Below are 26,669 nucleotides of genomic sequence, written 5' to 3'. Positions count from 1 at the left end.
CCCCCGTCGCCGTGACGTCGCCCCGTGCGGGCACCAGCGTCGCGCCCGGGAGCAGGTCCTCCACGCGCCCCTGGAGCCAGCGGCTCAACCCGGGCCAGTCGAGCCAGCACCCCTGGAGGACCTCCTGGCCGTCGACCTGGACGAGCCGGCCCAGCAGGAGCGCGTCGCCCACCCAGAGCGCCCGCATCTCCGCGCGGGGGTTGGCGCGCGCCGACAAAGGCTCCTGGGCCTGATAGGCCACGACATTCTGGCTGGCGGCCTGGCGCGCGCTGCGCGAGCGGGCGTCGTACTCGCTGGCGTTCTTGAGCTCCTGGAACGAGCCGGACAGCTTGCTCTGGCCACGTGACAACGGGCTGGCCTTCGAGGCGGGTGCCTCCCGCGCCGCGAGCGCCTCGCGCAGCCGGAGGCCGCCGAGCTGACGCGAGACGTGGTCCAGGCGCGCGCGCAGCACCCGCTCCCCCGCGCGGGGCGGAGCCACTCCGAGGGAGGCGCGCAACGACGACTCGATGACCTGGGGCGAGGTGACCTTCCCGGCGGAGTCCACCTGGAAGTGGAGCAGGACATGCTCGGGCGGCCCCGAGAGCAACGGGGACGCAATCCACGCCTGTCCCTCGGGGAGCGGGGCGTTGCGCGCGTCCAGCACACCGGGCACGGGGGCCACGGCCGCATACGCCTCCGCGGGAACCGCGCTCTCCCGGGCCACCAGCGGCAACAGCTCCGAGTCCAACCGCCACAGCGCCAGCCGCACGTTCTCCTCGCGCGCCGCGCTCATGCGGGCCTGACGGTCCGCGCGGTCCAGGCGCAGGGCGAAGACGGACAGCCACACCACGCCGGCCAGCGCCAGCGCCAGGCAGGCGCTCACCGCGAGCCAGACGCGCCAGGAGCGAATCATCGGGCTCCCCCCATTTGGGAGAACATGGAGCCCTTGCCGCATGCCGCACGGGCGATTACCGCGAGCCAGGAGCGAATCATCGAGTGCCGCCCGACGGGGAGCCCATGGAGCCCTTGCCGCGCACCGTACAGGCGCTCACCACGCTCCAGACACGCCAGGAGCGAATCATCGGGCGCCGCCCGGCTGAGAGAACATGTACCCCTTGCCGCGCACCGTGAGGATGACGCGGGGCTCAGCGGAGTCATCGCGCAGCTTCTCGCGCAGGCGCGCCATCGTCATGTCCACCGTGCGCGTCTGCAGTCCGCGCGCGGGCAGGTGCCACACGCGCTCGAGCAGTTCCTCGCGGGAGATGGCTCGCCCCGGGTTCTCCCCCAGGTAGCGCAGCGCGTCCGCCTCACGCTCCGACAGGTCCATCCGCGTCCCGTCATCGAAGCTCAGCTCGCGGCGCTCCACCACGAAGTGCCCGCCGGGGAAGTCCACGCGGGAGGCGCCCACGGGACGCTCCGCCGAGCGGCGGAGCACCGCCCCCACCCGGGCCAACAGCTCCCGCACCGAGAAGGGCTTCACCACGTAGTCGTCCGCCCCCAGCTTCAGGCCCTTCACCCGGTCCTCCTCCTGGCCCCGGGCGGTGAGGATGATGACGGGCAGCGTGGGCCGGCTCTTGCGCACGGCCGCCAGCAGGTCCAACCCGTCCCCGTCGGGGAGGACCAGGTCCAGCAGCACCAGGTCCACCGGCGTGCGCTCGGCCACGCGCTGGCCCTCTCCCTTCACGCCCGCCTCGAGGACCTCGTAGCCCTCGAAGCGAAGCGCATCCACGATTCCGCGCCGGATGGCGGGGTCATCCTCGACGACGAGCACTCGGCGCGCGGCCATGACGCATCCTACTCCAGGGTGAAGCTTCGCTTGCTCGCCTCGCGCTGCACCACCTGGCCGATGACGCCGTCCAGCGTGTCATCCCCCTTCGTCGCCTGATTCTTGCGCGCCTCCGCCAGGAACTGCTGGCGCTCCTTGCCGAGTTGCTGGATGCGCTGCTGGAGCGCCTCACGCTCCTTCTCCCGGGCCGCGAGCCACGCCTTGCGCCCCGCCGCGTCCAGGGCGCGCATGGGCTCGGGCAGCTCCTCCGCCGCGACGGAGCCCAGGTCCACCCTGTTCTTCTTCACCGCGTCCACCAGGTCCCAGCTCTCGTTGGAATAGTTCCCGGAGCTCTTCGCCATCGCCCGCGAGGCCATGTTCGACAGCGACACGCCGAGCGAGAGCTTGTCCTGCGTGGCCTGTCGCTGCTGGCTCTCCTTCGCCTCCGCGCCGCCGTACACCACGTAGGTGTTGTTCAGCTCGGCGCCCAATCGGGCAATCTCTTCATCCTGAGGAGCGGCGAGCTCGACGACCCGCTGGTTCTGGTCGATGTTCATGTAGCTGCCGTCGGCGCGCGTGGCCGCGTCCTTCCAGTGGTCCGCGATGCCCTGCTCGTAGTCACCGCAGTGGATGGTGTTCACGGTGATGCCCTTCTTGCGCGCGGCGGCCACGGCCTCTCGGTAGTCGACAGGCCCCTGGATGAAGGTCTCGTTGCCGGCGATGAAGATGAGCCGCATCGAGTCCTCCTTCGGGCTCCACTCCAGTTTCCGGGTGGCCTCCTGGATGACCTCGCCACCGTGCTCCGAGCCGCCGGAGGTGCGCAGGGCGAACAGCCGCTCGGAGAGCGCATCCAGGTCCGAGGTGAACGGCGTCACCTGGCGGATCTCGCTCGAGCTCGCGCCGGGGGTGGTGTCGCCGTACGTGTAGAGGGCCAGCTCCAACCGGGGCGCCACGCCGCCACGCTTCGCCTTGGCGAAGCGATTCACGATGTTCCACAGCTGGGTGCGCGCCTGGTCCAGGAGCCCGTCCATGCTGCCGCTCGTGTCGAGCAGGAGCGCGATCTGGATGACCGGCGCCGCCTTAGAGTCCACGAGCTGGGGCGCGGGAGGCGCCACGGGAGCCGCGGGCACCACCGCGACGGGAGCAGGTGGAGCGACCGGAGGCGTCGCGACAACGGGGGCGGGAGCATTGTCCGTGGACGGCTTGCCCAACAGGAGCGCGGAGACCGCGAGCGCCGCGGCCGAGCCGAGGATGATGGGGAGCTTGAGGGCCGGTTTCATCGTGTGTCCTTTCGTACGGCGGTGCCCTGGTGAGCACGCTTGGGACAGTAACGAGTGAGCCCTGGTGAAAGGTGTAACCGCCCTGTAACCGCGTGCCGCGCTACCCCTCGTCCCAGAGGAAACCCAGCTCCAGTTCGATGGCCTCGAATGGCTCCGCGCGCACCTTGGCCAGCCCCTCATGCTGGGCGACTTTCTGGTACCCCGCGCCCTCCAGTCGCCAGACCTCCAGGGTCCGGACCTTCGGATCGATGAGCCACAGGTGCTTCACGCCTTCACGACCATAGATGGGCTGCTTGGCGAAGCGGTCCAGCCGCGAGGTCGACGGGGAGAGCACCTCGCAGACCCAGTCCGGAACGACGGTGCAGCCGACCCCGCTGGGAATCCCCGGCATCCGCTCGCGCCGCCATCCAGCGAGGTCCGGGACGAGGACGTTTCCGCCGGAGAGATGGAGCTCCGGCTCGAACAAGATGAACCAGCCACCGGGGCCGCCTCTCCCCTTGTCATAGGGACCGCTCAGTTCACCGTTCAGACGCGATGACACCAACGAATGCCGAAGCGCCGGCCTGGGACTGGCATGCAGCACGCCGTCGATGAGCTCCCCGATGACCGTCTCGGGGAGCGCCTCCAGGTCCGCATAGGTGGCCGGTTTCTTCTCCACGGTGCCCTCACTCCGATAAACCCCGACGCCCCACCCCGATTCCATGGTCATGCCCACGAAGTAGCACGGGGGTCTGACGTCCTGGGTTGTCCCTGCCTGAACATCCCTCCAAGGTTGCATCGCCTGGAACGCGAGCGCAAGCCTCGCCCCGGGCCAGCCTCCCGCGCGCACAGCCCTGCATCCAGCGTTCCCTCGAGGCTCAGGCGCTGCGCAGCATCAAGCGCTCCACGACGGAGCGGACCTCACGCAGGCGGGACGGGTCCGTCACCGCGACGAAGATGGTGTCGTCACCGGCCACCGTGCCGGCGAGCCCCGGCACCTCCGGCTCACGGTCCAACGCCAGCGCCAGCACCGGCGCGTAGCCGGGGCTCGTCTTCACCACGAGCAGGTTCGGCGGCGCCTCGACGATGCTCACGCGCGGCCGCTCCGGCGTCGCCACCGGCTCCGTCAGCGACGCGCGCTGATAGCGCCCGCCCACCTTCTGCACGCCCAGCTTCTTGAGCCGCCGCGACAGCGTGGACTGGCTCGGCGCCTGCCCCTCCGCCTCCAGCAGCTCCTGCAAGACGGCCTGATCGCTGATCTCCCGCTCCGAGATGAGCCGAAGGATTTCGTCGTCCAGGTTCATTCCTTCCACCATGCATGCACGTGAATTTCCATGCAAGGAACCCGCATGAAAGATTGCGGGAACAATACTCTTGCGCGCCGCGTCCTTCTGCATAATATCCGCGCCCCATTCGCGGAAATGCACGCATGAAGGTGCATATTCATTCACCTATGCACCGGTCCAGGCCGGGGAGCGCAGGCCCATGAAGCACGTCACCCACATCAAGGATCTCGGCCCCGCGGGTGTGGAGGCCGTCCTCGCACAGGCGGAGGCTTGGAAGAAGAAGGCCCCCGGCGCGCTCTTCCCGGGGAGCATCCTGGGCATGGTGTTCTTCAACCCGTCCCTGCGCACGCGCACCTCGTTCGAGGCGGTGATGCTGCGCGGGGGTGGCAACGCCATCATCCTGGACGTGGGCGCGGGCGTGTGGAAGCTCGAGCACCGCGAGGGCGCGGTGATGAACCTGGACCGCGCCGAGCACCTCAAGGAGGCCGCGCCCGTCCTGTCGCGCTTCGTGGACATGCTGGGCGTGCGCACCTTCTCGCAGGGCGGCGGTGACGAGGAGGACGAGGTCGACCCCATCATCAACGCGTTCCGCAAGTGGGCCACCGTCCCCGTGGTCAGCATGGAGTCCGCGCGCGAGCACCCCTGCCAGGGCCTGGCGGACGTGCTCACCCTGCGCGAGACGTTCGGCTCCACGAAGAAGCTGCCGGTGACGCTGACGTGGGCGCCCCACATCAAGCCCCTGCCCAAGGCGGTGCCCAACTCGTTCCTGCTCAGCGCGGCCGCGGCCGGCTGCGAGGTGCGCGTGGCCCACCCGCCCGGCTTCGAGCTGCACCCGGCCGTGCGCGCGGAGGCGGAGGCGTACGCCAAGGCCACCGGCGGCAGCATCACCTACACCCACGAGCAGGACGAGGCGCTCGCCGGCAGCCGCGCCGTCTACGCCAAGTCCTGGGGTCCGACGGCCGCCGCGGCCTTCTCGCCCAACGACGTCACGGCGCTGCTCGCGTCGTACTCCGGCTGGATGCCCACGCTGCGCACCATGTCGCGCGCCGCCAAGGACGCCGCCTTCCTGCACTGCCTCCCCGTGCGCCGCAACGTGGAGGTCGCCGACGAGGTCCTGGACCACTCCAGCAGCCGCGTGGTGGACGAGGCGGGCAACCGCTTCCACGTCCAGCGCGCCCTCCTGCACTGGATGCGCTCGCAGTCCCTCTGAAAAGCGGCGCCCTTCGAGGCGTGCCCGTCACCCTTCTTCCTTTCGAGGTCTCCCGTGCCCTTGTCGCCCGACCCGTACTCCGCGCTTCGCAACGCCGCGCGCTATGTGCAGCAGTTCCGTCGCAAGACGTTCGTCGTGAAGCTCGGCGGCGCCATGCTGAGCGACCCGCGCCTGCGCCGCTCCGCGTGCGAGCAGATCGCCCTGCTGTGGACCTTCTCCATCCGCCCCGTCGTCGTGCACGGCGGCGGCCCGGAGCTGGACACGCTGTGTGATGCCCTCCACCTGCCGGTGGAGAAGGTGGCGGGCCGCCGCGTCACGTCCGCCCCCGTGCTGGACGCGGCGAAGATGGTGCTCGCCGGCAAGCTGCACACGGACCTGCTCGCGGACCTGCAGGCGGCGGGTGTGCCCGCGGTGGGCCTGAGCGGCGTGGACGCGGGCCTCATCAAGGCGCGCAAGCGTCCTCCCGTCATGGTGACCGAGCCCGGCGCCACCGAGGGCAAGCTCGTGGACTACGGGCTGGTGGGTGACATCGAGGCGGTGGACACGCGCGTCGTCGAGCACCTGCGCTCGGCCGACTACGTGCCCGTCATCGCGCCCCTCTCCGGCGGCGTGGACGGCGCCGTGTACAACACCAACGCGGACACCGTGGCGGCGGCGCTGTCGGTGGCCCTGTCGGCCGAGAAGCTCTTCTTCCTGGTCCAGGTGCCGGGCCTGCTCAAGGACCTGAACGACCCCACGTCGCTGGTGACGCTGGCGAACCTGACGGACCTGGCGACCATGGAGAACACGGGCGCCATCTCCGGCGGCATGCGTCCCAAGGCGCACGCCATCCGCCACGCGCTCGTGGGCGGGGTGGGCAGCGTGCACCTGGTCAGCGGCGTCGCGCCCAACGCGCTGCTCGAGGAGGTCTTCACCAACGAGGGCAGCGGCACCATGGTCGTCCGCGAGAAGGCGCCCAAGACGGCCGCCGGGAACGCGGGATGAAGCCCGCGGAGCTGCTCCAGGCGCTGGTGGCCATCCCCAGCGTGTCGGGTGACGAGCGTCTCATCGCGGACACGGTGTCCGGGTGGGCGGAGGGCTGGGGTGCGCGCGTCCACCGCAAGGGCCACAACGTGTGGTTCTCCGTGGGCAGCGGCCCCCGGCGCCTGCTCGTCAACTCGCACCTGGACACGGTGAAGCCGTGTGCCGGGTGGACGTACGCGCCCCACGCGCCCGAGTGGCGCGAGGACCGCCTGTACGGCCTGGGCAGCAACGACGCCAAGGGCTGCGTGACGGGGATGCTCGTCGCGGCCCGCACCCTGCTCGCCGAGGGCGCGCCCCAGGGCGGCGAGGTCGTCTTCGCGTTCACCGCCGAGGAGGAGACCGGAGGCCAGGGCCTGGGCACGCTGCTGCCGGAGCTGGGACCGCTCGACGCCGCGGTGGTGGGCGAGCCGACGAGCCTGAAGCCCTGCACGGCCCAGCGGGGCATGCTGCTCTTGCGCTGCACCGCGCACGGCAAGAGCGCGCACGTGGCGCACGCGCACAAGGCGCAGGCGGTCAACGCCATCCACATGGCGGCCGGGGACATCTCGAAGCTCGCGGAGCTGCGCTTCCCGTCGCATCCGCTGCTGGGTGAGGCGCGGGCGCAGGTGACGCAGATTTCGGGGGGCCTGGCGCGCAACCAGGTGCCCGACGCATGTGAGTTCTTCGTGGACCTGCGCACCACGCCGAGCATGGACCACGCGCAGGTCGCGAAGGAGCTGGGCGAGGCGCTCCAAAGCGAGGTGAAGGTGCACTCGGCGCGCTACCTGCCGAAGGCGACGGCGGACCATCAGCCCATCGTCCGCGCGGCGATCGCGGCGTCGGGCGAGGCGCCGGTGGGCTCCAGCACCACGTCGGACTGGGCATTTCTGGGCGAGCTGCCCGCGGTGAAGGTGGGTCCGGGCGACACGCTGCGAAGCCACCTGGCGGACGAGTACATCACCCGGGCGGAGCTGGAAGCCGGCGCCGCCTTCTACACGCGCCTTCTGCGCGGCTACTTCGAGGAGGTGGCCCGTGGCTGACACCCTGTGGGGCAAGGGCGCCGCGCTCGACGCGGTCATCCACCGTTTCACCGTGGGCGACGACCCCGTCGTCGACCTGTCGCTCGCGCCGCACGACGCGCTGGGCAGCGCCGCGCACGCGCGCATGCTGGGCAAGGTGGGACTCCTGAAGGCCGAGGAGTCCCGCGTGCTCGTGCGCGCGCTCAAGACGCTGCACGACGAGGCGAGGGCCGGCCAGTTCACCATCCGCCCCGAGCAGGAGGACGGCCACACCGCGCTGGAGGCGGCGCTGGTGGAGCGCGTGGGCGAGCCGGGCAAGCGCATCCACCTGGCGCGCTCGCGCAATGACCAGGTGCTGCTCGCGGTGCGCCTGTTCCTGCGCGAGGAGGTGCTCGCGCTCGGCGCGGGCGCGGTGAAGCTCGCCGAGACGTTCCTCGACTTCGCCCAGGCGAACCAGCACGTGGCCCTGCCGGGCTACACGCACCTGCGCCGCGCCATGCCCTCCACCTTCGGCATGTGGGCCATGGCCTTCGCGGAAGGGCTGCTCGAGGAGCTGGAGGCGCTGCGCGGCGTGTGGGGCCGGCTGGACCGGTGTCCGCTCGGCGCTGCCGCGGGCTTCGGCGTGCCCTTGCCCATCGACCGTGAATACGTCGCGTCGCTGCTCGGTTTCAGTCGCGTGCAGAGAAGTCCCATCGATGCGCAGAACGGCCGCGGTCGCCACGAGACCGCGGTGCTGACATGGGCCTGCAGCGTGGCGGGCACGCTGGAGAAGTGGCTGTGGGACGTGCAGCTCTACAGCACGGACGAGTTCGGCTTCCTGGGGCTCCCGGACGCCTTCACCACCGGCTCGTCCATCATGCCGCAGAAGAAGAACCCGGACGTGGTGGAGCTGGCGCGCGGCCGGTGCCGCGAGCTGCGGGGGCTGTTGCACCAGGTGGAGGCCGTGGCGAGCGGACTGCCGTCCAGCTACCACCGTGACTTCCAGTTGCTCAAGCGCCCCACCCTGGCGGCGCTGTCCTCCAGCCGCTCGCTCCTGGATGTGCTGTCCCGGCTGGTGCCGGTGCTCCAGGTCAAGGCGGACGCGGCGCTGGCCGCCTGTGACGACACGCTCTACGCGGCCCACCATGCGTACACGCTGGTGGCCGGGGGCCAGGCCTTCCGCGACGCGTACCGGCAGGTGGGCCGGGAGCTGGCGGACGGCACGTTCCATCCGGACCGTGAGGCCCTGACGGCCACCCACCTGGGTGGCGCCGGCAACCTGGGACTGGCCCAGGCCCGTGAGGAGCTGGGCGCCCAGCGCGCCTGGCTCGACGACACCCACCGCGCCCTGGCCACGGCGGCCGAGCGCGTCTGGGATGTGTGACGACGATTCCCCGCGAGGAGTGACGACATGAGCAAGAAGAACGTGGTGCTGGCCTTCTCCGGCGGACTCGATACCGCTTTCTGCACGGTGTACCTGCGCGAGCAGGGCTACAACGTCACCACCGTCACGGTGGACACGGGCGGCTTCCCGCCCGAGCAGCTGGCGAACATCGCCGCCCTGTCGGCGAAGCTGGGCGCCGTGGAGCACATCAAGGTCGATGCGCGCGGCACCCTCTTCGAGGGCTACCTGCGCTTCCTCATCGCCGGCAACGTGCTGCGCGGCCAGGTCTACCCCCTGAGCGTCTCCGCCGAGCGCGCCTGCCAGGCCGTGGAGGTGGTGCGCGTGGCGCGCGAGAAGGGCGTGCAGGCGCTCGCGCACGGCAGCACCGGCGCCGGCAACGACCAGGTGCGCTTCGACGTGGCGTTCCGCTCGCTGGCGGGCGACCTGGAGCTGCTCACCCCCATCCGCACGCTGGGCCTGAGCCGTCAGCAGGAGCTGTCGTTCCTGGCCGAGCGCGGCATCCACCTGCCGCCGAAGCTGGGCTCCTACTCGGTCAACGAGGGCATGTGGGGCACGTCCGTGGGCGGCAGCGAGACGCTCAACTCGTGGAGCGCGCTGCCCGAGGCGGCGTTCCCCTCCGGCGAGATTCCCACGGACCGGAAGCCCCGCACGCTGACGGTGGGCTTCGACAAGGGCGTGCCCACGTCGCTGGACGGCAAGGCGCTGAGCCCGGTGGAGCTGGTGGAGGCGCTCAACGTGCTGGGCCGGCAGTACGGCATCGGCCGCGGCGTGCACCTGGGTGACACCATCCTGGGCATCAAGGGCCGCGTGGGCTTCGAGGCGCCCGCGGCGCACCTGCTCATCACCTCGCACCGCGAGCTGGAGAAGCTGGTGCTGTCGGGCAAGCAGCTCTTCTGGAAGGAGACCGTGGGCAACCTGTACGGCTCGCTGCTCCACGAGGGTCACTTCTTCGACCCGCTCGTGAAGGACCTGGAGGCGTTCCTCACGTCCTCGCAGGAGCGGGTGACGGGCGAGGTGCGGCTGGTGCTGCACCCGCGGACGCTGGTGGTGGAGGGCGTGCGCTCGCCGTACTCGCTGATGGACGCGAAGGTGGCGACGTACGGAGAGGCGAACGTGTTGTGGACGGGCTCGGAGGCCGCTGGCTTCGCCAAGCTGTACGGCGTGGCGCAGATGCTCTCGCACAAGGCGAAGGGAGGCTGACATGAAGGTCTTCGTCGACAAGGTCGGTAGCGTCACCCGCAACCTGGGCCTGGGGCGCACGGTGCACCTGGCGCCCGAGGTGAAGGCCGAGGAGGGCGCCGTCGTCGCCGTGCGCATCCACGGCGAGAAGAGCGTCTACAACCAGCTGGAGGACTGCCACGGCCGGCTGGTGACGCTGCACGCGGGCGACATCATGGTGGGCGCCCTGGGGCACCGCAACGCGCTGCACGGCTACGAGGGCGTGGTGCCGGAGTCCGTCACCGTGGGCCAGCGGCTGCACGTGCTGAACATGGGCGGCGTCATCGGCAAGTGCACCTCGCACAACCCCGGCGTGGGCATGCCCTTCGAGGCGGAGGTGCTGGGCCAGGTGCTGGAGTTCCCGGAGCTGTTGTCGCGCAACGGGCAGCCGGCGCACATCTCCTCGGGCGCGCTCAAGGGCACGGGGACGATGGTGAAGTGCCCCGTCGTCTACGTGGTGGGCACGTGCATGAACGCGGGCAAGACGTACGCGGCCAGCGCCATGGTGCGCAAGCTCGCGCAGGCGGGCTACCGCGTGGGCGGCGCGAAGCTCACGGGCGTGTCGCTGATGCGCGACACGCTGAGCATGCAGGACTCCGGCGCGGACGTGGTGATGGACTTCACGGACGCGGGCATCGTGTGCACGGGGCCTCGCACGGCGGCACGGGTGGCGCGGGTGCTGTTCAGCGAGCTGGCGTCGGCGGACGTGGACGTCATCGTCGCGGAGACGGGCGACGGCATCATGGGTGAGTACGGCGTGCAGGCGATTCTCGCGGACCCGGAGCTCAAGGGCCTGGCGGGCGCGTGGGTGATGTGCGCGAACGACCCGGTGGGCGCGGCCGGCGGCGTGCGGCATCTGAAGGAGACGTACGGCATCGAGGTGGACGTGCTGGCGGGGCCGGCGACGGACAACGCGGTGGGCGTGCGCTTCGTGGAGCAGGTCGTCGGGGTTCCGGCGCGCAACGCCCGCGCGGACGCGGCGGCGCTGGGTGGTCTCATCCTGGAGAAGCTCACGCCGAAGCTGGGCGTGGGGAGGAAGTCATGACGCGGGCACATATCTACATCCTGGGCGCCTCCGGCTTCGGCGGCGGCGAGCTCTTGCGGATTCTCTCCGGCCACCCGGCGGTGGCGGGCATCCGCGTGGTGTCCCGGCACCACGCCGGCGAGCCCATCCACAAGGTGCACCCGCACCTGCGCGGACTGGTGGACGCGAAGTTCGAGGCGGAGCCGGACTGGCGCTGGCTGGCCGACTCGCAGCAGCCCGTCGTCTTCAGTGCGCTGGGCCACGGGGAGCTGGCCACCCAGTTCCTCGGCCTGGAGAAGAAGTGGGCCGAGGTCGGCCTCGCCGAGCGCGTGCTGCTGGTGGACCTGTCCTCCGACTTCCGCCTGGACCACCCGGGCCGCTACGCGGGCGCCTACGGCAAGCCGCACCCCGCGCCGGACCTGCTGGGCACCTTCACGTACGGCCTCACCGAGTGGAAGCGCGAGGCGCTCAAGGGCGCCAAGCGCATCGCCAACCCGGGCTGCTTCGCCACCGCGGTGCAGCTGGCCCTGTTGCCCATCGCCTCCACGCCGGGCCTGGGTCTGCTCGCCGTGTCGGGTGTGACGGGCTCGTCCGGCTCCGGCTCGCTGCCGGGCGAGGGCACTCACCACCCCACCCGCGCGCACGACTTCCGCGCGTACAAGCCGCTCGAGCACCAGCACGAGGCGGAGGTGGAGGTCATGCTGGTGGCCCACGGCGCGCAGCGCCACCGGTTGGCCTTCGTGCCGCACTCGGCGCCCATGGTGCGCGGCATCTTCGCCACCGTGCAGTTCGAGTGGCCCGAGCACGGCGGCGCGGTGGTGACGCAGTCGCTGACGGACAAGTTCCGCCGCTATTACGAGGGCTCGAAGTTCGTGCGCATCGTCGAGGGCACCCCGCGCATCGCCGCCGTCACCGGAAGCAACTTCTGCGACATCTCCGTCGCGACGAAGGGCCGCTCGGTCGCCGTCATGGCCGCGCTGGACAACCTGGTGAAGGGCATGGCCGGCCAGGCCGTGCAGAACTTCAACGTGTCCCTGGGCCTGCCCGAGGACACCGGCCTGCGTCAGGCGGCCTGCTACCCGTGACAGTGCCCGCGCCCGCCCCGAGTCCTTCCGGTGGCGGGCGCAGTGGCCTCACGGCTCAGAGTACGCGGGTGATGGTGAGCTGGGCGACGCCGCCCAGCGAGGACACGCCCGCGGGGTTCATGCACGCCAGGTTCAACAGCGCCGTCGTGTAGGCGATGGTCCAGGTCGCGGTGGCGCCGTAGTACTTCCCGTGCAGCACCGTCCCAGCATACGTCACCACCGTCGTCAGGCCCGCGACGCTGACGTCGACGGACGTGTAGTCGAACCGGGAGAACTCCCCGGTGTTCCAGGTGATGGTGGCCTCGCCGGCTCCCGTGGCAAGCGGGTTCGAGCACGTCAGCCCGGTGCGCTCGTAGGGCCCCGTCGTCACGTTGCCATTGAGGACGACCTGTCCCAGCACCGTCAGGCAGTTGCTGAAGGTCGATGACGTCGTCACGTCGATGTCCCGAGGCGTCATCGTCGCCGCGGGGGAGAACGTCCGCGTGGAGGTCCCCAGCTCACAGATGACGCTCACCGGCTCCGCGGCGAGCACCGCGCCCGCGGGCGCCACCAGCGCCGCACAGAACAGACTCTTCGACAGCCAGACACCCAGACGACGCGTCAGCGTGCTCATGCATGCTCCTGGAATGGGGTTTCGGGTGGACCCGAGGCCCGCGGTCGACCCGGTGCCACTGTCACGCCGCACGCGCGCACGGACCATTGAACCTGGGGACACGGCGACATCCACCTCCCGTTGCTGCGGGCGCTGTTGCGGGCCGCTTGTCAGGAGTCACCGTTCCACGCAGTCGCGTACGTGGAAGCCTCCAGCCTTCGTCGAAGGTCGTGCGTGCGCTCGCGCGTGAGAATCTTCCGCCAGCACGTCAGGCACCCCATGTGCCCGCGTCCGGGTTGCGCCCTTGCTCCCTGCTCTCGACGAAAGGCCGCGCATGCCCATCGCTGAATGTGCTGGAGGCTGTCCTCGCGTCATCTCGCTCTCGGTGGCCCCCGCGGGAAATCCCGTGGCCGCGGCCCAGCCGGAGCACTTCGCCACCCACTACCGACACTGCCCCTCCTGCCGGCGCTTCTGGTGCGAGCGCTGCGTCGGTGAGGCCCTCTCTTGCAGCCGCTGCGAGGGTCCGCTCGAGTCCCCCACCCCGCGCCACGCGCTGGACATCCTCTTCGGCGGACGGATTCCCGAAGGGCTGCTGGCCAGCCTCGACCTCGGGGCCGCGGAGGACGACTCGAAGCGACAGGGAGGGAACTAGCCATGGCTCGCACCACACGCGCCCTGCTGTTCGGTCGCAATCCCTCCCAACACGACACCTTCGACGTGGAGGCCGAGGCCGCGGAGGCCCTGGGGTTCGACACGTACCAGGTGGACCTGGCCGCGCTGCTCAACGGCAACGTCGAGCTGGCGCTCGAGGCCGTGCCGCACCAAGGCCCCCTGCGCCTGCTCTACCGGGGCTGGATGCTCACCGAGGAGGAATACACCTCGCTCGACGAGGCCCTCTCCGAGCGCGGCCCCCGGCTCACCACCACACCCACGCAGTACGCCGCCGCGCTGTACCTGCCCCTCTGGTACCCGCGCCTCGCGCGCTACACCGCACGCTCCATCTGGACGGAGGGCACGGAGGCCCGCGAGGCCTGGAGCGAAGCGGTTCGCGTGCTCGGCCCTCCGCCGTGGATCCTCAAGGACCACGTGAAGTCCGCGAAGGAGCGCTGGGAGGATGCCTGCCACGTGCCCGCCGGCGCCACGCTCGAGGACTTCGCGCGCACGTGCGAGCGCCTCGTGGAGGAGCGCGGCGAGCGCTTCGAGCGGGGGCTCGTCGTCCGCAAGTACCTGCCCCTCAAGGTCTACGGCCGCACGCCCACCGGCCCCGCCCACCTGGAGTTCCGCCTCTTCTTCGGCCACGGCCGCCTGCTCGCCGCCGAGCCTCAAAATGAGTTCGACGTCGAGGTCCCCGACTTCTCATCCTTCGAGCCGTTGGGACGCCGCATCGACTCACCCTTCTTCTCCCTCGACGTCGCCATGCTCCAGGACGGCGGCTGGGCCGTCATCGAGGTGAACGACGGCGGCGTCTCCGGCCTGCCTCCGGGGCTGGACCCTCGCGCCCTCTTCGAGCCCTTGCTGGGGACCGGGTAGACAGGCACCCGTCGCGCCATTTGCGCCTGGGTGCCCCGCCTCGCGGGGCATCTGGGTTATGGTCCGTTCCTTTGAGGCTTTGACGTCAAACCAGGCAAGGAACGATGCATTTCGAATTGGCCTTCGTCCTCATCTTCGCAGTCGCGACCGCGGTGGCCATCGCGGCGCGGTATTTCAAGATTCCCTACACGGTGGCCCTGGTGGTGGCGGGGCTGACGCTGGGCGCGGTGCATCTGTTCGAGCCACCGCACCTCACCAAGGAGCTGCTCTTCGCCATCATCCTGCCGGGCCTCTTGTTCGAGGCGGCGTTCCACGTCGAGTTCCGCAAGTTCTGGAAGAACAAGCTGGCCATCCACGCGATGGCGATTCCCGGGGTGGCGGCCTCGGCGGGCCTGACGGCGCTCATCCTCTCCCAGTGGGTGGAGGGGATGAACGTGGTGACGGGCTTCGGGATGATTCCGGCGCTGGTGTTCGCCGCGGTCATCGTCTCGACGGACCCGATCGCGGTGGTGGGCTTGTTCAAGTCACTGGGCGCGCCCAAGCGGCTGCTCATCCTGGTGGAGGGAGAGAGCCTGCTGAACGACGGCACCGCCGTGGTGCTCTTCACCCTGGTGGTGGGCGTGGCGATGGGCGGCCAGTTCACCGTGGGCGGCGCGGTGATGGACTTCATCAAGGTCGCCGGCATGGGCATGGTGGTGGGCAGCGCGGTGGGCTACGTGGCCGCGCGGGTCATCAAGAAGGTGGATGACGCGATGGTGGAGATCACCTGCACCGTCATCGCGGCGTACGGCTCGTTCGTCATCGCGGAGAACTTCCACTACTCGGGCGTCATCGCGACGGTGGTGGCCGGCATGCTGTGCGGCAACTGGGCCACGCACGAGGGCATGAGCCCCACCACGCGCGTCGCGGTGGAGAGCTTCTGGGAGTACTGGTCCTTCGCGCTCAACTCGGTGGTGTTCCTGCTCATCGGCCTGGAGGTGAACCTCACCTCGCTGCTCGCGTCGTGGAAGCCGATTCTCGCGGCCTACTTCGCGGTCATCGCCGGCCGCGCGGTGGTGGTGTACGGCGTGTCCGCGCTGCTCAAGCTCACCTCGGAGCGCATGCCCTGGTCGTGGAGCGCGGTGCTCACCTGGAGCGGGCTGCGCGGCGCCATCTCCATGGTGCTGGTGCTGAGTCTCCCGGCGGACTTCGCGCACCGCGAGCTGCTGGTGAACATGACGTTCGGCGTGGTGGTGCTCTCCATCGTGTTCCAGGGCCTCACCATGGCGCCGCTGCTGCGCAAGCTGCGCATCACGGGCCTGAAGGACGAGTACCAGGAGCAGTACGAGCTGGCGCGCGGTCGACTGGGCGCCATCCACGCCGCGATGGCCGCGCTCGAGGCGATGCGTCGCTCGCGGGAGATTCCTGGCGACGTGGTGAGCCAGCTCGAGAAGGACTACCAGGAGAAGGAGCGCGTGACGGAGACGGAGCTGGCGCAGCTCAAGCAGCAGTCGATGCGCTTCCACGAGGAGGAGCACCAGGAGGCCATCCGCCGCGTGCTCATCGTCGAGAAGGAGTCGCTGCTCAAGGCGTACCAGTCGGCGACCATCGGCAAGGAGGCCTTCGCCAGGCTCACCGCGGAGCTGGACGAGCGCATCGCCCAGGCCGACGCCGCCGAGGCCCACACCTCGTCTCCCGCCGCCCCGTCGACGCCCACGAGCGCCGTCGGGACGTGAAGTACGTCAGGGCACGGGAGGCTTCGGTGACTCCGGAGCCTCCGGTGCCTGGGCGGTCAGGGACTGCTCGGGCAGTCGAATCACCTGCCCGGGGAGCGCCTCACCGAGGGGCCCTGCTGTCGTAGCACTCGTCGTCGAGGCCCCAAGGGTCTCCACCGCGCTCGGGGCTGGCACCACAGCAGCCGCTTCCGAGGTGGAGACAGGCGCCACCGCCGAGGAGACCTCCGCGGCGGGAGTGCCCTCGAGAGAAGGCGTCGCCGTCGCGGTGCCGGAGGCCCCCTGCGCCTCGCGCTGCTCCAGTCGTGCGCCGCCCTGCTCCGCCGCGCGGAGGAACTCGTCGTACTCGGACTTGCGGGCCTCCGACTTCGCCTGCGTCTTCTCCGTCTGCTTCGCCGCCGCGTCCCGGCCGAGCTTCAGCGCACGGGCGCTGAGCACCACGCCGCCCGCGAAGGCGAGGACATTCAGCACCGAGCCCAGACCGCCCAGCCACAGCGCATCCGCGCCGCCCTGCACGAAGCCCAGCGCGAGGACGAAGGTGGCGCCGGACACCGCCGCGCCCGCCGCCGTCTTCCACGGCCGCAGTTCCATCACCCGACCCGCGCCGTAGCAGAGCGCCGGCAGCACCGCGAGCACCCACAGGTTCTCCAGCAGCACCGCGATGAAAATCTTGAGCGGCCCGAAGGACAGCGACTGCACCCGCTGGCTCAGCCGCAGCGTCAGCGACACACTTAGCGTCGAGCCCGCGACCAGCGCGATGAAACCCAGTCCCACGATGAACTGGAAACGGCGGATTCGAACGCGCAACGGCTCGAGGGCACTGGTCTTGGGGCTCACGGCCGGCAGCCTACTCCACTTCAGCCCTCGTCCTCGTCCGCGTCCGCTTCGCCCCCCGCTGAGCGAGGAGGCGGGCCGTCCGCATAGAAGACCTCCTCCAGCACCAACCCCTGGGGCGGCGCCGTGGGCCCGGCCTTCTTCCGGTCCCGAGAGGCCAGCACCTCGGCCACCCACGCCTCGGACCGACGGCCCTTGCCCACCTCCACCAGCGTCCCGACGAGGTTTCGGACCATGTGCTTCAGGAAGGCCGTCCCCTCCACCACGAAGCTGATGGCCCCACCCGGCTCGCCCTCGACGGACAGCCGGCGCACCTCGCGGACCGCGTGTTTGGCCTGGCAGTCCGACGCCCGGAACGCGGAGTAGTCATGCCGGCCCAACAGGTGCGCTGACGCCCTCCGCATCGCCTCCACGTCCAGCGGCGCGAACACCTCCCAGTGCGTCGTGCGCAAGAGCGGCGAGCGCGTGCGGCGATTGTTCACCCGGTAACGGTAACGCTTGCCCCGGGACCAGCGCCGCGGGTCGAACCCCTCGGGAGCCTCCACCGCGCTCACCACCGCCACATCCTCCGGCAGGAGGCTGTTGAGGCCCTGCACGTAGGCCTTCAGCGGCAGCGCGCGCTCGGTGTCGAAGCAGATGACCTGCCCCGTCGCATGCACGCCCGAATCGGTGCGCCCGGCGGAGCGCACGGACACCTGTTCTCCGAGCAGCCGTCCCAGGGACTCCTCGAGCACGGCCTGGAGGGAGCGGCCATTGGGTTGCACCTGCCAACCCACGTACCGCGTGCCTTCGTATTCGAGCGTCAGCTTCAGCCGAGGCATGTCAGCGGTACTTGAGCCAGGACTCGAGGAGCTCGGCCACCATGCGGCCCGGGTGCACGTTGTTGCGACGGGCCACGGTCTCCAGCGCCTCCAACTGCTCCACGGTGAGCGGCACGGCCAGCATGCGCGGCTCGGTGCGCTCCTCGGGACCACCAGGCGCGAGCGCGGCGATTCCCGGCGGAATCGTCAGGGGTGTGGTGACGGCGGGGGAAGGCTCGGACACGGGCGGCGGAGCGGTGTCCAGCGCGCCGACGACCTCGGACAGCTCCAGCGCCTCCTCGGAGGTGGGCGCGGTGGCCTGGCGCGCGCGCTGGCGGCGCTGCTCCTCCTGGAGCTCCTCCTCGAAGAGCTGCTTGATGAAGTTGGCCAGGTGCAGCGGCGTGGGCGTGAAGTCGTACGCGTCCAGGAACGCGTCCAGGTCCTTCTGCATCTCCGCCGCCGTCTGATAGCGGCGCTCGCGATCCCTCTCGAGCGCCTTCATCAGGATGACCTCGACGCGCTCGGGCAGGTCCTCGCGGAAGTACGAGGGCGCGTAGATCTTCCCCTCGGTGATGCTGCGCATCACGGCGACCTCGGACTCGCCCGTGAAGAGCTTGAAGCCCGTGAGCCACTCGTAGAGCACGACGCCGAGCGAGAACACGTCGCTGCGGCAATCCAGCGCCTTGCCCAGACACTGCTCGGGGCTCATGTAGCTGAGCTTGCCCTTGATTTCGCCCGTGCGCGTCTGGCTGACCTGGTTGGCCGCCTTGGCGATGCCGAAGTCGAGGATCTTCACCGAGCCGTCGAAGGCGACGACGATGTTCTCCGGCGACACGTCCCGATGAACGATGTTGAGCGGGTTGTCGTAGAGGTCCGCCTTCGTGTGCGCGTGGTGCAGGCCCGCGCAGACGCAGGAGGCGATCTTCACCGCGTAGACCAGCGGGAAGGGGATGCCGAGCGCCTCCGCCTTGGGCACGACGCGGCGCATGTCGCGGCCGGCCACGTACTCCATGGCGATGAAGTAGCTCTCCGCGATTTTGCCCAGGTCGTGGATCTGCACGACGTTGGGGTGGTTGAGCTGGGCGGCGAGCCGGGCCTCGTTGAGGAACATCTTCACGAAGGCCGCGTGCTTGGACAGGTGCGGGCGGATGCGCTTGATGACGACGGGCGACTCGCGTCCGTCCTCACCTTCCTGGTGCGCGAGGAAGATCTCCGCCATCCCTCCAACGGCGATGCGGTCGATGAGCCGGTACTTGCCGAAGCGACCGGTTTCGCGCTGCTGCGGTGCGGCGGGAGACATGGACCCTGCACCTTAACCCGCGCCAGGGCACCTCGCGCTAACGAAGTTGGACGACGTGGACCTTCAAGGCCGGCTCCTGGCCAGGAGGGCTCGGGAAGTCGAGGGAAGAAGGCCCCGTCGAGCCCAGCCCCCTCCCCTGTCGCCCGGCCAGGGAGATGCCCTCGGCCACCATCGTCTCGAAGCGCTTCAGGGGCAGGCCCGCATGGTTGCAGCAGGCGACCAGCCGGCCTCCGGGAGCGACGACGCGAGCGGCGGCCTCGGCCAGTCGGGCGTAGTCCCGCGCCGCGGAGAAGCGGGCCTCCTTCGTGTTGGAGAAGGACGGTGGATCCGCGATGACGAGGTCGAACGCCTCGCCCTTCTTCGCCAATCGCTTGAGCCAGTCGAAGACGTCCCCGGCCACGTAGTCATAGCGGTCCGCGGACTGTCCGTTGAGGCGCGCGTTCTCCTCGCCCCACTCGAGCACGCGGCGGCTCGCGTCCACGTTGAGCGCCCGCTTCGCGCCCGCCGCCGTGGCGACGACGCCGAACGCGCAGGTGTACGAGAAGAGGTTGAGCACGGTGAGGCCGCGCGCCTCGTTCAGGAGCCACGCGCGGGTGTCGCGCATGTCCAGGTACAGGCCGACGGAGAGGCCCTGTCCGGGGCGGATGAGGAAGGACAGGCCGTTCTCGAGCGCCGTGAGGGACTCGATAGGCTCACCGCGCGCGGCGCTCTCGGGTGCGAGCGTCTCCTTCGCGACGTTGGCCAGGACGCGTGCCTCGCGGGGGCGACGCTTGAGATAGAGGCTCGTCGGAGCCCACGCGGCCATCGCGGCGTCGAGGAGGGCCTCTTCTTCCGAGGTGGAGAGGTCGCGGTAGAGGCTGACGACGTAGAGTCCGCCGAAGCGGTCGACGGTGACGTCGGGGACGCCATCCGCCTCGCCATTCAGGACGCGGAAGGCGGTGGTGCGAGGGTCGTCGAGCAGGGGGCCGCGCCGGGCCTGCGCGGTCCGCAGTGTGTCCACGAGGGTGGGCATGGGCCCTCCCTGTATCAGCTTCCCAGCCGCGCGCGGGACCAGACGCGCTCGAGCGCCTCGGTGGCGGCGAGGGACAGGTCCACGTAGTCGGAGCCGAGCAGCTGACCCTCCCGCACGCGGACGCGGCCATCGACGATGGTCCAGGCGACGGGAGAGCGGGCGAGCTGGCCGATGAGATAGGGCGAGTAGCCCGTCTCGGGGTCGGCGGCGGGAATCGAGTCGTAGACGACGAGGTCGGCGAGGCTGCCCTCCTCGACGGTGCCCGAGGGAAGACCGAACAGGCGCGTGCACAGCTCCGCGGGGCCGCTGACGAGCAGGTGCGCGAGCGTGCTGTCCACGTCGGGCAGGTGCCCCGCGCGGGAGATGCGCAGCACGCCGACGAGGGCCGCGAGCAGCTCGTCCTGGAGAGTGCCGTGGCCGCCGGTGCCCAGGCCGAGCAGGTGCAGGCGAAGGAGGATGGCCTCCATCGGGTCCGTGCCACGCTCGAGGGTGCGCACGCCACGGGCCGCGAGCGAGACGAAGGTCTCGGTCTGCTCCAGACGGGTGGCCTCGGCGCTGTCCAGGGCGCGGGCATAGCCGGCGATGGCGCGAGGGCCGAGCAGCCCGAGCGAGTCGAGGCGGGGCACCACGCGCTGACCATGTCGTGCGTAGGTGGTACTGAGGTCGTCCTCGTTCTCGGCGAGGTGGAAGACGGTGGGGACGTCGAGCTCCGCGCTCAGGCGGGAGATGCGCGACAGGAGTGAGTCCTCGCAGGTGTACGAGGCGTGGAAGCCGAGCGCGCCGCGCACGAGGCGGTGCTTCGCATGACGGCGGGCGAAGTCCACGTTGGCGTCGAGCCACGCGTCCGCTTGGGAGGCGCCGTCCATGCTGTGCGTGGCGTGGCTGGTGACGAGACGCAGGCCGACGCTCTCGGCGGCGCGGGCCTGGGCGGCGAGACCACCGGCGACATCGGAGCAGGCGAGGTGCTCGACGACGAGGGTGACGCCATCACGAAGGGCACGCGCGGCGGCGAAGCGCGTGAGGGCCTCCACGTCCTCGGAGGAGACGAGGCGGGCCACGCGGCGCATGCGCTCCAGTCGCTCGCGAGGCGGCAGGAGGAGGAACTGGCCATTGGGCGGCAACAGCTGCCCGTTGACGAGGTGCGAGTGGCTGTCGACCAGGCCCGGGGCGACCAGGCGACCGCGACAGGCGACCTCCCAGTCACCCGGCAGCACCGGTACCTGGGCGTCGGGAGCGACGCGACGGATGACGCCACCTTCGACCACCACGGCCATGCCACGGCGGACCCGACCATCCGCTCGGAACACAGCACAGTTCTTCAGCAGCAGGCGACCTTCCATGTCCGAGCCCAGTCATAGCACGGTGACTGGAGGACGGGAGTGGAGTAAATCCGGGAATCCAGGGCCCACCACAAGGACTTGCCAGTACCCGCCAGGCGAGGCAGCCCCGGAACGCAAGGCCTCACGGTTTGATAAACCGCCCGACCTCCGACCCCAAAGACACATCAACCGCCAACGGGCCTCACCATCGTCCCCGCGCGTACTGGATGATGTCGCGAAAGAACCGCCGACCGTCTTGGCCCCCTCGCGTCTCGAATGGGCCCGGCCCATGGGCCTCGCGCAATGTCGCAATCAAGCGCTCCAGCTCAGCCCGCTCGAGCCCCTGAAGCCGAGCTGCCCTCCGAAGAAAGTGCTCTCCATCGCGAGCACAAGTCCGTTGGCCCTGCGAGACGGCGTGCTCCTTCTGCGGATACCGGGTGGCCACGGCTGATTGCATGGAGGAATAGACCAGGGCGAGTGCCACGGAGACCGGCCCGTTGAACTCACGCGGATTCAGATAGAGCGTCTGATTCGAGCGGCTTGCAGACGTCCCCAGGGGCGAACACAGGATGGATGGGAGGTGTCTCAGGGCTCGATTGAAGCGCGCTGGGTCGGACTCCAGCAAGAAGTCGATGCCTTCCATCACCAGGGCGAAGTCGGCCTCATCCGCCGCATAGATGGAAAACCCTTCATGAGCGCGACGCTCGTGTACGGACAGCAAGCACCGATGGATCCACCTGTCCAACCAGAGCCGCACGCTCGCCATCGATAACACAGACAGGCCCTCGGTCCGACCTCGGGTTCACCCCTTCCCCCATATTGGCCAACACGCCCCCAGCCCGAGGCCAAACATAGCAGGTCTCGGTAGCACCCCGGCTGCAGGTCGAACGCCCCGCAGGTCGTCAAGCGCCGAGTCCTGTCCATCCTTGGATGGGCACGACTTCGGGGCACGGGGCAGGCAGCTATCGAGCTTGCTCCATCGAGCGCGCCTTCGCAGGAGGCCCGGGAGCACTGTAGGCTGCGGCCCACATGAGAACGCGGTCCCTCCTCCTCCCAGGACCGGCGGCTCTGGCGGCACTGGTGCTCACCGTGCGGCTCGGGATGTCGCCGCTCAAGAACTTCGACCTCTTCTTCCACCTCGCCGGGGGTCAGTTCGTCCTGAAGAACGGCTTCACCCGCGTGGACCCCTTCAGCGTCACGGGGACCGCGGGCTGGGTGCCTCACGAGTGGGGCTTCGGCGTGCTCTGCGTCGGCCTCATCCGCCTGCTCGGCGCCGCGGGTCCCGCGCTGCTCGTCGCGGGGCTCGTCGCGCTCAACCTCATGCTCCTGTGGAAGGTCCTCGAGCGCGCCGCCTCGGGTCGACGCGGCCTCTTGGCCGTCGCCACGCTCGCCGCCCTGCTCGTCGTCTACGGCCCCACCTGGCCCCAGGAGCGGCCGTACCACCTGGGCCACCTGCTCTTCACGCTCGCGGTCCTCGCCATCCAGTCGTGGCGCGCGGGCAATGACCGCATCCTCTGGGTCTTCCCCTTCCTCGGCGCCATCTGGGCCAACGTCCACGGGAGCTGGTTGCTCGGGCCCGCGCTCCTCGGCTCCACCGCCGTGGGCCAGTACCTCGACGAGCGCACCCCGGAGTCGCTCCGGCGCTCACTGAAGGCCATCGGCTTCAGCGTGGCCGCGTTCCTCGCCGCGGGCCTGGGGCCCGATGGCATCAACATCTACCTGTACCCCATCCACCACTCGCTCCTCGCCTCCACGCAGACCATCGTCGAGTGGCGGCCCCTCAACCTCGACCTCGCGTCGAGCTGGGCCTATCTCGCGCTCGGCGGCGCGGCCTGCTTCGCCGTCGGCCAGTCCCGCGTCCGCAAGGTGGCCATCCTGCTGCCCGCCTTCGTGCTGGGGCTCGCCGCCATCAAGGTCCAGCGACACGCGCCCTTCGCGGCCGTGCTGCTCGCGCTCGCCCTGCTGGAGCATGCGGCTCTGACGCGCGTCGCGGGCGAGACCACGGACACGGCGGTCAGTGCCTGGAAGCGCTTCTGGGGTCGGGTGGATGCGTGGACGGCCAGATGGAGCGCCAAGGCCGGTGGCGGACTCTGGCCCACGCTCGCGCTGCTGGGGCTCGTCGTGATTCACGCTCAGCACCCGCTGCCCTTCGACCAGGGCGTGAAGCGCTCCGTCATCCCCATCCCCGTGTTCGAGGCGCTGCGCAAGCACCCGCCGGGCAAGGTCCTCAACCCCTTCGTCATCGGCGGCCCCATCTCGTTCTTCGCGGGCGCCGACTACAAGGTGTTCATCGACAGCCGGAATGACCCGTTCCCCATGTCCATCCACGAGGACTACGACAAGCTCGTCTGGGGCGAGCCCGGCTGGGAGGACGCGCTGGCTCGCTATGACCCGGACTACCTCCTCTGGGACATCGAGAACCCGGGGAACATCCTGCTCGACAACCTCCGTGTGCTCGGGGGCTGGCGGGAGGAGGCGAGGGACGGCAACTACGTCCTGTGGATTCGAGAGCGTCCCACCGCGACGGGCCAGCCATGACGACGCGGAGACTCGAGGGACGCAAGGTCGCGCTCGCCCTCGTCGGGCTCGTGGCGATGCTCGCGTTCGACTACAGCCCCGTGCTGCGCGGTGAGGTGCTCGCAGGCCGCGACGTGTTCCGCATCTTCTTCCCCGACTCCGCGTTCCTGCTCGAGTCCCTGCGCACGGGGGAATTGCCCCTGTGGACGCCGTACATGCGGCTGGGACAGCCGTTCGCCGCGACGCTCTACTCGCAGGTGTTCTATCCGCCACGTTGGGTGGCCGTGCTTGTCTCCGGGCACATCGTCTCGATGACGGTGATGCACATCGCGCACGCGGCGCTCGCGGCGGCGGGCGTGTTCCTGCTCGCGAGGAGGCTGCGCGCCTCGTGGCCCGCGGCGCTCGTCGCGGGCGCCATGTTCGGTCTGTCGCCGATGATGACGGACCTGGGCATCCAGCAGAACGTCGTGGATGCCGCGGCCTGGAGTGGGTTCATCCTCCTGGCGGCGTATGACCTCGCGCTCCAGCCCGGACGCGGGCCGCTGACCCGCCTCGCCATCTTCTCCACCCTGTCCCTGTTCGCCGGCTCGCCGGAGACCACGCTGTGGCAGGGAATCATCGCGGTGCTCGTGGCCGGTTTCGTCGGCGCGACGAGGTCACCTGGAGCGCGGGGAACAGGCACAGCACCTTCGGCATCTCATGCCGCGAGCCTCGGCCCGTCGAAGCACGAAGGCAGCGTGACGCCTCGCTCAACCGAGGGACGCGTCGCGCCCTTCGTGGCTTCAGTGTCATCGCAACATGTCGTGGCGTCCCGCGAAGCCTCGGCCCAGGCCGAGGGAGAATCGGCTGCCAGACTCGCGCTCACGGGGCAGCACCCCACAGGCGCATCCACGACCGAGGGTACGGCTCACGTCGCCGAGCATCCCGCCGCACAGCGCCCGCTCGCGAGCCCCTCATCTCAGATCGCACCCGAAGGTGATGCCTCGGTCGGGCATCCCGCCGCGCTGCGTTCCCTCACGAGCCCCGCATCTCAGGTCGCGTCAGCATCCGAGAAGGATGTCTCTGTCGGACGCCCCGCCGCGCAGGGCCCGCTCGCGGGCTCCGCCTCTCAGGTTGCGTCCGCGTTCGAGAGTGCGCCCCACGTCACATCCAGTTCCACCTCCGAGCCGGAGCAGACCCTCCACGTCACCACCGCCTCGCCGCGTTCATCACGGGCCTCACGGAGGGGTCTCCGCTCCCGAGTCCTCGCCGTGGTGGCCGTCGCGGGTGGATTCATCCTCTCCGCCATCCTCGCGTCCGTGGTCCTGGTGCCCACGGCCGAGTTCGCGCTCAACTCGCTGCGCGCGCAGGGTGGCTGGTCGGAGCAGCTCGCGTGGTCCGTGTCGTGGCCGCAGGTCCTCTCGTCGGTGTGGCCGCTCGCGGACTGGCCTCGTGACAGGTACTGGGGCAAGGACCAGTGGTTCATCCTCAACCTGTTCCTGGGCACCCTGCCCTGCACGCTCGCCATCGTCGGTGGGCTCCACGGTCCACGGCGCGCTCGTCCCTTCCTCATCGGAGCACTCGCCCTGGTGCTACTGAGCCTGGGGCGGCACTTCCCTCCCGCGGCCTGGGTCCTCCAGTCCGTACCGCCGTTCTCCCTCTTCCGCTACCCCGCGAAGTACTTCGTCGGCACCGCCTTCTGTCTCTCCGTGCTCGCGGCCTTCGGGCTGGATGCACTGGGCCGGCTCGCGCGGAAGCTGCCTCCCTCGCGCGTGAAGGCCGCCGTGGCCTTCGTCCTCATGGGCGGTGCCATCGCCGCGAGCGGACCCGTGGTCCGCATGCTCCCCATGCGCGCCTCCGCTGAAGCCGGTGCCCCCTGGGTGCCCTTCGCGCTCGGGCTCGCCGTGGTCACCGTGCTCCTTCTGCCGTGGTCCTTCGCCCGCCCGCGCCGCGTGCGACACGGCCTCGCGGCCCTCGCCGTGTTGGAGCTCGCGGCCGCGCACTCGTTGCTCGGCGTTCCCAGGTACACGCCCTGGGGGGCCTTGAAGCAGCCCTTCTCCCTTCGCGCCTTCCTGCCCGAGCCCTTCCAGGGACGCATCAGCGCGGACATCGAAGGACCCGAGGACCCGACGCGCGTGGGCATCACCAACACCATCGAGCGCAGCCTCGACCGCCTCATCCCCAACCGCTTCGTCGAGGAACGCCTCCCCGCCCTCGAGGGCTACGGCGCCCCCGAGCCGCTGCGCTCGGACGTCTTCCACCTCGCGGGAGAGCGCGGCGCCTACGACCTCGCGGGCGTCACGCACTACATCCGCAAGGGGCCGCCCCCCTTCGAGGACCTCGAGCTGATCCATCAGGCCGAGGACGGCACCACCCTGTCCCGCTCGCGCACCGCGCTGCCTCGCGCGTTCCTGGTCCAGCGCGCCCGCGTCGTCTCCGATGAGGAAGCCTTGGAGGCCGTCCTCGACGAGGACCACCCCTTCCGGGAGATCGCCTTCCTCGCCACCGGCGAGCCCCTGGACCAGCCCGAGTGCGCGGGAGGCTCCGTGCGAATCGAGAAGAGCACGGCCCAGCACCTGGAACTCGATGTCAGCGCCTGTGACGACAGCTACCTCGTCGTCTCGGACAGCTACTACCCCGGATGGCGCGCGACGGTGGACGGGAAGGACACCCCCATCCACCGCGCCAACCACGCCCTGCGCGCCGTGCGACTGACGCCCGGCGCCCACCGCGTCCACTTCGACTACGCCCCCACGAGCTTCCGCCTGGGCCTCGCCCTGTCACTGCTCGGCTGGGCGGGGCTCGGCTTCGTGTGGCTCAGGGCGAGACGCCGCGCGTGACGC

The 26,669-nt window shown here is 70.2% G+C and carries 22 protein-coding genes and 1 pseudogene; 12 read left to right on the top strand and 11 right to left on the bottom strand.

All coding sequences use genetic code 11. The features are described 5' to 3' along the window. The 5 genes and pseudogenes from FL311_RS04585 to FL311_RS04565 all read right to left on the bottom strand — a co-directional run. Window positions 1-892, bottom strand: a pseudogene (locus tag FL311_RS04585) (sensor histidine kinase); the annotation flags it as partial. Between the two features lie 165 nt (window positions 893-1,057). Beyond that, window positions 1,058-1,765 carry a response regulator transcription factor gene (locus FL311_RS04580; protein ID WP_141323723.1) on the bottom strand — a complete coding sequence of 236 codons (708 nt, stop codon included), beginning with the start codon at window positions 1,763-1,765 and terminating at the stop codon, window positions 1,058-1,060. Window positions 1,766-1,773: 8 nt separating this feature from the next. Next, the gene (locus tag FL311_RS04575) at window positions 1,774-3,024 is read right to left on the bottom strand and encodes a VWA domain-containing protein (protein ID WP_141323722.1); all 1,251 of its coding nucleotides are present in this window, start codon (window positions 3,022-3,024) and stop codon (window positions 1,774-1,776) included. Between the two features lie 100 nt (window positions 3,025-3,124). Continuing rightward, window positions 3,125-3,682 (bottom strand): Uma2 family endonuclease, encoded by a 558-nt coding sequence (locus tag FL311_RS04570; RefSeq protein ID WP_223784006.1) that lies wholly within the window; start codon window positions 3,680-3,682, stop codon window positions 3,125-3,127. Window positions 3,683-3,881: 199 nt separating this feature from the next. Further along, entirely contained in the window at window positions 3,882-4,319 is a 438-nt protein-coding gene (locus FL311_RS04565; RefSeq protein ID WP_082165339.1) for an arginine repressor, read from the bottom strand. A 169-nt stretch (window positions 4,320-4,488) separates the two neighbouring features. Here FL311_RS04565 and FL311_RS04560 point away from each other — a divergent pair, with 169 nt between their 5' ends. The 7 genes from FL311_RS04560 to argC are packed head-to-tail and all read left to right on the top strand — an operon-like array spanning window position 4,489 to window position 12,231. Beyond that, on the top strand, window positions 4,489-5,499 hold the full coding sequence (locus FL311_RS04560) for an N-acetylornithine carbamoyltransferase (RefSeq protein WP_141323720.1): 1,011 nt from the start codon (window positions 4,489-4,491) through the stop codon (window positions 5,497-5,499). A gap of 54 nt (window positions 5,500-5,553) precedes the next feature. Next, complete coding sequence (gene argB / locus FL311_RS04555; RefSeq protein WP_141323719.1) at window positions 5,554-6,483, top strand: acetylglutamate kinase; 930 nt, start codon at window positions 5,554-5,556, stop codon at window positions 6,481-6,483. Further along, window positions 6,480-7,541, top strand: a complete 1,062-nt coding sequence (locus tag FL311_RS04550; RefSeq protein WP_141323718.1) for a M20/M25/M40 family metallo-hydrolase — start codon at window positions 6,480-6,482, stop codon at window positions 7,539-7,541. Before argB ends, FL311_RS04550 begins: the two co-directional genes overlap by 4 nt. Next, a complete protein-coding gene (gene argH / locus FL311_RS04545) occupies window positions 7,534-8,883 on the top strand; it encodes an argininosuccinate lyase (RefSeq protein WP_141323717.1) in 1,350 nt (449 codons plus the stop codon). The genes FL311_RS04550 and argH overlap by 8 nt, the downstream gene beginning before the upstream one ends. Before the next feature lie 27 nt (window positions 8,884-8,910). Further along, on the top strand, window positions 8,911-10,104 hold the full coding sequence (argG, locus tag FL311_RS04540; RefSeq protein WP_141323716.1) for an argininosuccinate synthase: 1,194 nt from the start codon (window positions 8,911-8,913) through the stop codon (window positions 10,102-10,104). Between the two features lies 1 nt (window position 10,105). Further along, complete coding sequence (locus FL311_RS04535) at window positions 10,106-11,167, top strand: DUF1611 domain-containing protein (RefSeq protein ID WP_141323715.1); 1,062 nt, start codon at window positions 10,106-10,108, stop codon at window positions 11,165-11,167. Continuing rightward, the gene (argC, locus tag FL311_RS04530; RefSeq protein ID WP_046715162.1) at window positions 11,164-12,231 is read left to right on the top strand and encodes an N-acetyl-gamma-glutamyl-phosphate reductase; all 1,068 of its coding nucleotides are present in this window, start codon (window positions 11,164-11,166) and stop codon (window positions 12,229-12,231) included. Before FL311_RS04535 ends, argC begins: the two co-directional genes overlap by 4 nt. Before the next feature lie 55 nt (window positions 12,232-12,286). On the opposite strand, the gene FL311_RS04525 is transcribed toward argC, so the two are convergent. Beyond that, complete coding sequence (locus FL311_RS04525) at window positions 12,287-12,844, bottom strand: hypothetical protein (protein ID WP_141323714.1); 558 nt, start codon at window positions 12,842-12,844, stop codon at window positions 12,287-12,289. 313 nt (window positions 12,845-13,157) lie between these two features. On the opposite strand from FL311_RS04525, the gene FL311_RS04520 reads away from it, so the two are divergent. The 3 genes from FL311_RS04520 (at window position 13,158) to FL311_RS04510 (ending at window position 16,068) form a co-directional block, all read left to right on the top strand. Next, complete coding sequence (locus FL311_RS04520; RefSeq protein WP_141323713.1) at window positions 13,158-13,475, top strand: hypothetical protein; 318 nt, start codon at window positions 13,158-13,160, stop codon at window positions 13,473-13,475. Window positions 13,476-13,477: 2 nt separating this feature from the next. After that, window positions 13,478-14,353, top strand: a complete 876-nt coding sequence (locus tag FL311_RS04515; protein WP_141323712.1) for an ATP-grasp domain-containing protein — start codon at window positions 13,478-13,480, stop codon at window positions 14,351-14,353. Between the two features lie 104 nt (window positions 14,354-14,457). Then, window positions 14,458-16,068 (top strand): Na+/H+ antiporter, encoded by a 1,611-nt coding sequence (locus FL311_RS04510; RefSeq protein ID WP_141323711.1) that lies wholly within the window; start codon window positions 14,458-14,460, stop codon window positions 16,066-16,068. A gap of 6 nt (window positions 16,069-16,074) precedes the next feature. Here FL311_RS04510 and FL311_RS04505 read toward each other — a convergent pair whose 3' ends face one another. Genes FL311_RS04505 through FL311_RS04485 form a run of 5 tightly spaced genes read right to left on the bottom strand, consistent with a single transcriptional unit; the run spans window position 16,075 to window position 21,351 of the window. Beyond that, complete coding sequence (locus FL311_RS04505; protein WP_228556671.1) at window positions 16,075-16,902, bottom strand: hypothetical protein; 828 nt, start codon at window positions 16,900-16,902, stop codon at window positions 16,075-16,077. A 20-nt stretch (window positions 16,903-16,922) separates the two neighbouring features. Continuing rightward, on the bottom strand, window positions 16,923-17,720 hold the full coding sequence (truA, locus tag FL311_RS04500) for a tRNA pseudouridine(38-40) synthase TruA (RefSeq protein ID WP_141323710.1): 798 nt from the start codon (window positions 17,718-17,720) through the stop codon (window positions 16,923-16,925). A 1-nt stretch (window position 17,721) separates the two neighbouring features. Then, a complete protein-coding gene (locus tag FL311_RS04495; protein WP_141323709.1) occupies window positions 17,722-18,999 on the bottom strand; it encodes a serine/threonine-protein kinase in 1,278 nt (425 codons plus the stop codon). A 37-nt stretch (window positions 19,000-19,036) separates the two neighbouring features. Next, window positions 19,037-20,011: a class I SAM-dependent rRNA methyltransferase gene (locus FL311_RS04490; protein ID WP_141323708.1), complete on the bottom strand. Its 975-nt coding sequence runs from the start codon at window positions 20,009-20,011 to the stop codon at window positions 19,037-19,039. 14 nt (window positions 20,012-20,025) lie between these two features. Continuing rightward, window positions 20,026-21,351, bottom strand: coding sequence for an amidohydrolase family protein (locus tag FL311_RS04485; RefSeq protein ID WP_141323707.1), 1,326 nt, complete (start codon window positions 21,349-21,351; stop codon window positions 20,026-20,028). Between the two features lie 1,008 nt (window positions 21,352-22,359). Here FL311_RS04485 and FL311_RS04480 point away from each other — a divergent pair. Together FL311_RS04480 and FL311_RS04475 are read left to right on the top strand one after the other, a co-directional pair. Then, window positions 22,360-23,868, top strand: coding sequence for a hypothetical protein (locus tag FL311_RS04480; RefSeq protein ID WP_141323706.1), 1,509 nt, complete (start codon window positions 22,360-22,362; stop codon window positions 23,866-23,868). Beyond that, window positions 23,865-26,666 carry a YfhO family protein gene (locus FL311_RS04475; RefSeq protein WP_228556670.1) on the top strand — a complete coding sequence of 934 codons (2,802 nt, stop codon included), beginning with the start codon at window positions 23,865-23,867 and terminating at the stop codon, window positions 26,664-26,666. Before FL311_RS04480 ends, FL311_RS04475 begins: the two co-directional genes overlap by 4 nt. Window positions 26,667-26,669 lie beyond the last annotated feature (3 nt).

The organism is Myxococcus sp. AB025B (genome assembly GCF_006518215.1).
In the GTDB taxonomy this organism is placed as follows: Bacteria; Myxococcota; Myxococcia; order Myxococcales; family Myxococcaceae; genus Myxococcus; species Myxococcus fulvus.
This window is presented reverse-complemented; position numbering and strand designations above follow the sequence as displayed.